Consider the following 8158-nt stretch of genomic DNA (forward strand, 5'->3'; position numbering starts at 1 on the left):
ACATCCAAACCCTGCCCGCGCTGGGCCGGCGCCCGACCACGTAAGAGGGCCGCGCCCGACCGCGACGCGGGCGAGACTCTCGGGAAGGCGCTACGTGAGTCCCAACGGCTCCGACCTCCCCCACGGCCGCAGGACGGCCGCGGGTGGTACCCCCACATCGCGGCGCCCGATGCGGCGGACGCTACCGCAGGCGCTGGCCGCTGGCCTGGTCCTGGCGACCGCGACCGGTTGCACGTCAAAGGAATTTCCCCGCCTCGGAATGCCCACTCCCGTCACGGACGAGGCGCCGCGCGTCCTCTCCTTGTGGCAGGGCTCCTGGGCGGCCGCGCTCGCCGTGGGCGTGCTGGTGTGGGGTCTGATCATCTGGAGCGTCATCTTCCACCGGCGCTCCAGGACCAAGGTCGAAATCCCCGCCCAGACCCGGTACAACATGCCCATCGAGGCCTTGTACACCGTGGTCCCCATCATCATCGTCGCGGTGCTGTTCTACTTCACCGCCCGGGATGAGACCAAGCTCATGGCGACCTCGAAGAAGCCCACCCACGTCGTCAACGTCGTGGGGTACCAGTGGAGCTGGGGCTTCAACTACGTCGAGGACGTGGACGGCGATCCGAAGACGGACGTCAACACCAAGGACAGCCTCCACAAGGAGCTCAGCGCCATCCCGGACCGGATGACCAAGGGCTTCCCGAAGGGCGCCGAGGGTGTCTACGAGGCGGGCACGCCGGGCGAGCGGAATCCGCAGAACGGCAACCCCGGTCCGACTCTGTGGCTGCCCAAGGGTGAGAAGGTCCAGTTCATCCTGACCTCCCGCGACGTCATCCACGACTTCTGGGTTCTGCCGTTCCTGATGAAGCAGGACGTCATCCCGGGTCATGTCAACCGCTTCGAGGTGACCCCCAGCAAGGAGGGCACCTACCGGGGCAAGTGCGCCGAGCTGTGCGGCGTCGACCACTCCCGGATGCTCTTCAACGTGAAGATCGTCTCCCCGGAGCGCTACCAGAAGCACCTGGAGGACCTGGCGAAGAAGGGCCAGACCGGCTACATCCCGGCGGGCACCGCCACCACGGGCGGCGCCAAGAATGCGGAGACGAATAACCCGTGAGCATCCTCAACGAACCCCAGGGTGCCGCCGCCGCGACGGCCGAGGCGGCATCGCCGACACGCCGTAAGCGACCCGGCAACGTCGTGGTCTCGTGGCTGACGACCACGGACCACAAGACGATCGGCAGCCTCTACCTGATCACGTCGTTCGTCTTCTTCATCATCGGCGGCGTCATGGCGTTGTTCATGCGTGCCGAACTCGCCCGTCCGGGCACGCAGATCATGTCGAACGAGCAGTTCAACCAGGCGTTCACCATGCATGGCACCGTCATGCTGCTGATGTTCGCCACCCCGCTGTTCAGCGGCTTCGCGAACTGGATCATGCCGCTCCAGATCGGCTCGCCCGACGTGGCCTTCCCGCGGCTGAACATGTTCGCCTACTGGCTCTACCTCTTCGGCTCGCTCATCGCCGTGGGCGGGTTCCTCACCCCGCAGGGCGCCGCCGACTTCGGGTGGTTCGCCTACTCGCCGCTCTCGGACGCGGTCCGCTCGCCGGGCGTCGGCGCCGACATGTGGATCATGGGCCTGGCGCTGTCCGGCTTCGGTACGATCCTCGGCTCGGTCAACTTCATCACCACGATCATCTGCATGCGCGCTCCCGGCATGACGATGTTCCGCATGCCGATCTTCACCTGGAACGTGCTGCTCACCGGCGTGCTGGTGCTGCTCGCCTTCCCCGTGCTGGCCGCCGCGCTGTTCGCCCTGGAGGCGGACCGCAAATTCGGGGCGCATGTCTTCGACTCGGCCAACGGTGGGGCCTTGTTGTGGCAACACCTGTTCTGGTTCTTCGGCCATCCAGAGGTGTACATCATCGCGCTGCCGTTCTTCGGCATCGTCTCCGAGGTCATCCCGGTCTTCAGCCGCAAGCCCATGTTCGGCTACGTCGGCCTGATCGGCGCCACGATCTCCATCGCGGGTCTGTCGGTGACCGTCTGGGCGCACCACATGTACGTCACGGGCGGTGTGTTGTTGCCGTTCTTCTCGTTCATGACGTTCTTGATCGCGGTACCAACGGGTGTGAAGTTCTTCAACTGGGTCGGCACGATGTGGAAGGGCTCACTGTCCTTCGAGACACCGATGCTGTGGACGATCGGCTTCCTGATCACCTTCCTCTTCGGTGGCCTGACCGGTGTCATCCTCGCCTCGCCGCCGATGGACTTCCACGTCTCGGACTCGTACTTCGTCGTCGCGCACTTCCACTACGTCGTCTTCGGCACCGTGGTCTTCGCGATGTTCGCCGGCTTCCACTTCTGGTGGCCGAAGTTCACCGGCAAGATGCTGGACGAACGGCTCGGCAAGATCACGTTCTGGACGCTGTTCGTCGGCTTCCACGGCACCTTCCTCGTCCAGCACTGGCTGGGCGCCGAGGGCATGCCGCGTCGGTACGCCGACTACCTGGCGGCCGACGGCTTCACCGCGCTGAACACCATCTCCACGATCAGCTCGTTCCTGCTGGGCATGTCGATGCTGCCGTTCTTCTACAACGTGTGGAAGACGCACAAGTACGGCAAGAAGATCGAGGTCGACGACCCGTGGGGCTACGGCCGTTCGCTCGAATGGGCGACGTCCTGCCCGCCCCCGCGGCACAACTTCCTCACCCTGCCCCGCATCCGCTCCGAATCCCCGGCCTTCGACCTGCACCACCCGGAGATCGCCGCGCTCGATGAGCTGGAGAACGTGGACCGGGACGAGAAGGCGCTCGCCGGCAGCAAGGAGGCCGGGAAGTGAAGATCCAGGGCAAGATGTTCCTGTGGCTGTCGGTCTTCCTGCTGGCGGTCGCCATCACCTACGGCGTCTGGTCGAAGGAGCCGGTCGGCACGGTCGGCCTCTTCCTGGCCTTCGGTCTGTCGATCATGATCGGCTACTACCTGGCGTTCACCGCGCGCCGGGTGGACACCGGGGCGCAGGACCGGCAGGACGCCGATGTCGCGGACGACGCCGGTGAGCTGGGCTTCTTCAGCCCGTGGAGCTGGCAGCCGCTCGCGCTGGGCCTCGGCGGAGCCTTCGCCTTCCTGGGCGTGGCCGTCGGCTGGTGGCTGGTGTACTTCTCGGCACCGCTGCTGCTGATCGGCCTGTTCGGCTGGGTGTTCGAGTACTACCACGGGCAGAACCGCACCCAGTAGGAAGCGCGGCTGCCCAGCACAGCGACAGATCAAGAACAAGGATCGGCCCCCCGACACGCCGGGGGGCCGACCCGTTTGTACGCACTCCGCGCGCCCGAAGTGACGATTATTCATATTTTGGGCCTATGAGTCACAGGCCGCACACCGCGATATCCCGAGGGGCGCTCGCCCCCAGAACCCTGACCCGCAAGCACAAGCGCCGCGTGGTCCGCAGCTGCGCCCTCCTGCTGGCGCCCCTGACCGTCGGGCTCGCCGCCTGCGGCACCGGGGACAGCAGCGACGGCACGCTCTCCTCCGCCCCCTACGACGCCACCGACGCCGTGTCCGTCAGCGCCGCGGCCGACAGCACCGACGTCGACCCCGACAAGCCGCTGAAGGTCACCGCCGAGCACGGCGACACCCTCACCGACGTCTTCGCCACCGACGCCTCGGGGCGCGTGGTACCCGGCGAACTGTCCGCCGACGGGAAGAGCTGGCACAGCACCGGCTCACTGGCCGCCGGCGCCCGCTACACCCTCCAGGTCAGCACCGAGAACCAGGACGGCGCCCCGGGACGGCGCTCCCTGCGCTTCGGGACCAAGGCCGCCGAGGCCAAGCACCTCGACGTCAAGCTCGGTCCCTCCAACGGCACCTACGGCGTCGGCATGCCCCTCACGGCCGAACTCAGCCACCCCGTCAAGAAGCCCGCGCAGCGCGAGCTGGTCGAGCGGGCCCTGAGAGTGGACTCCAAGCCCCACGTGGAGGGCTCATGGCACTGGGTGAACAGCAAGGAGCTCCACTACCGGCCGCGCTCCTACTGGCCCGCGCACGCCAGCATCACGCTGCGCTCCTCACTCAAAGGGCTGAAGGTGCGTGAGGGGCTCTACGGCGGTAAGTCGAAACCCGTCCGGATGAAGACCGGGGACCGAATAGTCGCGGTCGCGGACGCCTCCTCGCTGCAGATGACGGTCAAGAAGAACGGCAAAACCATCCGTTCGGTGCCCATCACCACCGGAAAATCGGGCTACGAGACCCGCAACGGCATCAAGGTGATCCTCACCAAGGAGCCGTACGTGCGGATGACCAGCGCCAGCATCGGGGCCGGCGACTTCTACGACCTCGGCGTCCACTGGGCCACGCGGCTGACCAACAGCGGCGAGTACGTGCACGGGGCCCCCTGGTCGGTGGGGTCCCAGGGCGTCTCCAACACCAGCCACGGCTGCACGGGCATGAGCAGCTCGAACGCCAAGTGGTTCTTCGACCTCGTCAACGAGGGCGACATCGTCCAGCACGTCAACACCTCGGGCGAGACCATGGCCCCCTTCGGCAACGGCTTCGGGGACTGGAACATGGACTGGAAGAAATGGCGCGCCGGCAGTGCCGTCAACAGCGACAAGCACGTCGGCAGCGGCCCCGCGGACGCCGCCCGGCTGCGCCCGCAGGTGTGAAACCCCACATCCGCCGCCGTACGACGCCGCGCCCGCCTCTCCCCCGAACGGGGGACAGGTGGGCGCGGCGGTGAGGTGAGCGCTCAGGCGCGGGCGAGGCTGCCCTCGGCCGCCTGCTCGCGCAGCAGACCGGCCAGCGACTCGGCCAGCGCGACCGGGTCCACCGGGTGCGAGACGGTGGCCTCGGCCCTGCTCCAGGTCGCCAGCCAGGCGTCCTGCGGCCGTCCGATCAGCAGCAGCACGGGCGGGCAGTCGTAGATCTCGTCCTTGATCTGGCGGCACACGCCCATGCCGCCCGCGGGGGCCGTCTCCCCGTCCAGCACGCACACGTCCACGTGGCGCTCTTCCAGCGCCTCCAGGACGGCGGGCAGCGTGGCGCACTCCACGTAGCGGACCTCCGGCACGTCGGAGGCCGGCCTGCGGCCCCCAGCGAGCCGCACCTGCTCGCGGGTGGTGGCGTCGTCGCTGTAGACCAGCACCGTGGCGGTCGGCTGCATCGTTCCTCCGCGTCCGTGATTCGTCCGTATCGGGTGAACCGCTGGGCTCGGATGCTACTCCCTCCGACGCACCGTCAACACCGGTCGGCGCACGCGGATACCGGTCCTTACGGGGCGCACGGGCCTTCGTCGCCGCTGGGCACGGCGGGCGCGAGCGGCGCCGACACCCCGAACGGGACCCCCGAAGTGAGGCCGGGATAAGCGACCGACATAATGTCGGTCGTGGCGACAGCAACAGCAGTAGAAACCGGGCACGCGCACCCGTCGGTCAACCGGCCGAACCTCACCAGCGTCGGAACCATCATTTGGCTGAGTTCCGAGCTGATGTTCTTCGCGGCCCTCTTCGCGATGTACTTCACCCTCCGATCGGTGACCGGCGCCGACTACTGGAAGGAACACGCCTCAGAGCTGAACCTTCCGTTCTCGGCGACGAACACCACGATCCTGGTGCTCTCCTCACTCACCTGTCAGCTCGGCGTCTTCGCCGCCGAGCGGGGTGACGTCAAGAAGCTCCGTGCGTGGTTCATCGTCACCTTCGTCATGGGTGCGATCTTTATCGGCGGCCAGGTCTTCGAATACACGGAGCTGGTCAAGGAGGGCACCTCGCTCTCCTCGAGTCCGTACGGATCGGTGTTCTACCTGACTACCGGCTTCCACGGGATGCACGTGACAGGCGGCCTCATCGCCTTCCTGTTCGTCCTGGGACGCACATACGCGGCCAGGCGGTTCACACACCACCAGGCCACGGCCGCCATCGTCGTGTCCTACTACTGGCACTTCGTCGATGTCGTCTGGATCGGCCTCTTCGCCACGATCTACCTGATCCGGTGACCGTGCGGGCGCGGCGACGCCGCGTGCCGTACCGCCCAGGCGGACCACGGCCATAACGGACCAGACGCAGTACGGACAGACACCGCATCGACGAGAAGATCCTGACACCGGGGTAATCCGTGAAAAAGCTCTCCGCACGACGGCGCCATCCGCTGGCGGCGCTTGTCGTTCTACTCTTCGCGCTGGCGGCCACCGGGGGGCTGTACACCGCGTTCGCTCCCGCGGGTGAGGCCAAGGCCGAGAAGCAGGAGTCGAGTAAGTCCCTCGCCATCGAGGAGGGCAAGAAGCTCTACGCCACCGGGTGCTCCAGCTGCCACGGAACCGGCGGCCAGGGGACCAGCGACGGTCCCAGCCTGGTCGGTGTCGGGGCCGCGGCGGTGGACTTCCAGGTCGGCACGGGGCGCATGCCGGCTCAGCAGCCCGGCGCTCAGGTGCCCAAGAAGAAGAACATCTACAGCCAGGACGAGATCAACCAGCTCGCCGCGTATGTCGCCTCGCTGGGCTCGGGCCCGAGCCAGCCCAACAAGAAGGCGTACGACCCGGCTGGTGCCGATGTCGCCAACGGTGGCGAACTCTTCCGCACCAACTGCTCGCAGTGCCACAACTTCACCGGTAAGGGCGGCGCCCTCACCCACGGCAAGTTCGCACCCGACCTCGATGGTGTCGACCCCAAGCACATCTACGAGGCCATGCAGACCGGGCCGCAGAACATGCCGTCCTTCACCGACGGCGCGCTTCCCGAGAAGGACAAGCGGGACATCGTCGCCTACGTGAAGCAGGTCAACAGCGACAAGTCCGAGAGCCCCGGTGGGTTCAGTCTCGGCGGCTTCGGCCCCGTGAGCGAAGGCTTGTTCGCCTGGATCTTCGGCCTCGGCGCGATGGTGGCCGTCGCTACCTGGGTCGCCGCTCGGACTGCAAAGGCCAAGAAGTCATGAGTAGCGAGACTGGACCGGACGAGAACGTGTCAGACGAGAACCTGCCGAAAGAGCAGGGACCGGCACACGGCGAGGTAGCCCGCAAGGACGACCCGTTCGCCGACCCGGGGCTGCCGCCCCATGAGCACCGCATCCAGGACGTCGACGAGCAGGCGGCCAGGCGCTCCGAGCGCACCGTCGCCTTCATCTTCACGATCTCGATGCTGGCCACGATCGGCTTCATCGCCTCCTTCGTGGCCTTCCCGATCGACAAGATCATCTATGTCTGGCCGCTCGGCCACATCGGCGCGCTCAACCTCGCGCTGGGCCTGACGCTCGGCGTGGCCCTCTTCTGCATCGGCGCGGGCGCGGTCCACTGGGCCCGCACGCTGATGTCCGACGAGGAGATGGTCGACGAGCGGCACGCCATCGCGGCGGAGCCCGAGGTCCGCGAGAAGGTCATCTCGGACTTCAAGCAGGGTGCCAAGGAGTCCGCGCTCGGCCGCCGCAAGCTGATTCGCAACACGATGTTCGGCGCGGTCGCCCTGGTGCCGCTCTCCGGCGTCGTCCTGCTGCGCGACCTGGGCCCGCTGCCCGAGGACAAGCTGCGGCACACGGCCTGGAAGAAGGGCAAGCTGCTCGTCAACGAGAACACGAACGAGCCGCTGCGCCCCGAGGACATCGCCGTCGGTTCGCTCACCTTCGCCCGCCCCGAGGGCCTGGAGCACCACGACGAGGACTTCCAGACCGAGATCGCCAAGGCCGCCCTGATGATCGTCCGCCTCGAGCCGGATGACATCAAGGACAAGCGCGAGCTGGACTGGTCGCACGAGGGCATCGTGGCCTTCTCGAAGATCTGCACGCACGTCGGCTGCCCCGTCAGCCTCTACGAGCAGCAGACCCACCACGTCCTGTGCCCGTGCCACCAGTCGACGTTCGACCTCGCCGACGGTGCGCGCGTGCTCTTCGGGCCCGCCGGCCACCCGCTGCCGCAGCTGAACATCAGCGTCAACAAGGACGGCTACCTCGAAGCGCAGGGCGACTTCGATGAGCCCGTCGGTCCGGCCTTCTGGGAGCGCGGATGAGTACTGCAACGGAGGCCCGGGGCAGCGCCGCTGCCGAGGGCAGGAAAAAGGCACCCGCGGGGGAGCGGGTCGCCGACTGGGCCGATGGGCGGCTGGGGATCTACAGCCTCGCCAAGGCCAACATGCGCAAGATCTTCCCGGACCACTGGTCGTTCATGCTGGGTGAGGTCGCGCTCT

8 protein-coding genes and 1 pseudogene are annotated in these 8158 nt (G+C 67.2%); 8 read left to right on the forward strand and 1 reads right to left on the reverse strand.

All coding sequences use genetic code 11. The features are described 5' to 3' along the window. Window positions 1–94 precede the first annotated feature (94 nt). From ctaC to DTL70_RS07680, 4 genes are all read left to right on the forward strand, one after another. Window positions 95–1105, forward strand: a complete 1011-nt coding sequence (ctaC, locus tag DTL70_RS07665; RefSeq protein WP_425470329.1) for an aa3-type cytochrome oxidase subunit II — start codon at window positions 95–97, stop codon at window positions 1103–1105. Continuing rightward, a complete protein-coding gene (ctaD, locus tag DTL70_RS07670) occupies window positions 1102–2832 on the forward strand; it encodes an aa3-type cytochrome oxidase subunit I (protein ID WP_114021086.1) in 1731 nt (576 codons plus the stop codon). Before ctaC ends, ctaD begins: the two co-directional genes overlap by 4 nt. After that, on the forward strand, window positions 2829–3227 hold the full coding sequence (locus DTL70_RS07675; protein WP_114021087.1) for a cytochrome c oxidase subunit 4: 399 nt from the start codon (window positions 2829–2831) through the stop codon (window positions 3225–3227). The genes ctaD and DTL70_RS07675 overlap by 4 nt, the downstream gene beginning before the upstream one ends. A 125-nt stretch (window positions 3228–3352) precedes the next feature. Beyond that, window positions 3353–4654 (forward strand): L,D-transpeptidase, encoded by a 1302-nt coding sequence (locus tag DTL70_RS07680; protein ID WP_181860829.1) that lies wholly within the window; start codon window positions 3353–3355, stop codon window positions 4652–4654. Between the two features lie 83 nt (window positions 4655–4737). On the opposite strand, the gene DTL70_RS07685 is transcribed toward DTL70_RS07680, so the two are convergent. Further along, the gene (locus DTL70_RS07685) at window positions 4738–5151 is read right to left on the reverse strand and encodes a DNA-binding transcriptional response regulator (protein WP_114021088.1); all 414 of its coding nucleotides are present in this window, start codon (window positions 5149–5151) and stop codon (window positions 4738–4740) included. A 213-nt stretch (window positions 5152–5364) separates the two neighbouring features. On the opposite strand from DTL70_RS07685, the gene ctaE reads away from it, so the two are divergent. The 4 genes and pseudogenes from ctaE to DTL70_RS07705 all read left to right on the forward strand — a co-directional run. Next, a complete protein-coding gene (ctaE, locus tag DTL70_RS07690) occupies window positions 5365–5982 on the forward strand; it encodes an aa3-type cytochrome oxidase subunit III (protein ID WP_114017231.1) in 618 nt (205 codons plus the stop codon). A gap of 119 nt (window positions 5983–6101) precedes the next feature. Continuing rightward, window positions 6102–6917: a cytochrome bc1 complex diheme cytochrome c subunit gene (gene qcrC, locus DTL70_RS07695; RefSeq protein WP_114021089.1), complete on the forward strand. Its 816-nt coding sequence runs from the start codon at window positions 6102–6104 to the stop codon at window positions 6915–6917. After that, on the forward strand, window positions 6914–7981 hold the full coding sequence (qcrA, locus tag DTL70_RS07700; RefSeq protein ID WP_114021090.1) for a cytochrome bc1 complex Rieske iron-sulfur subunit: 1068 nt from the start codon (window positions 6914–6916) through the stop codon (window positions 7979–7981). The genes qcrC and qcrA overlap by 4 nt, the downstream gene beginning before the upstream one ends. Next, a pseudogene (locus tag DTL70_RS07705) lies at window positions 7978–8158 on the forward strand (cytochrome bc1 complex cytochrome b subunit); the annotation flags it as partial. The gene qcrA and the pseudogene DTL70_RS07705, both read left to right, overlap by 4 nt.

It is taken from the genome of Streptomyces diacarni (assembly GCF_003323715.1).
GTDB lineage: Bacteria > Actinomycetota > Actinomycetes > Streptomycetales > Streptomycetaceae > Streptomyces > Streptomyces diacarni.

What these genes read in the sequence shown, in the direction of transcription:
- DTL70_RS07680 (WP_181860829.1), top strand. Translation starts at nt 3,353, where the DNA reads ATGAGTCACAGGCCGCACACCGCGATATCCCGAGGGGCGCTCGCCCCC.
- DTL70_RS07685 (WP_114021088.1), bottom strand. Translation starts at nt 5,151, where the DNA reads ATGCAGCCGACCGCCACGGTGCTGGTCTACAGCGACGACGCCACCACC.
- ctaE (WP_114017231.1), top strand. Translation starts at nt 5,365, where the DNA reads ATGTCGGTCGTGGCGACAGCAACAGCAGTAGAAACCGGGCACGCGCAC.
- qcrA (WP_114021090.1), top strand. Translation starts at nt 6,914, where the DNA reads ATGAGTAGCGAGACTGGACCGGACGAGAACGTGTCAGACGAGAACCTG.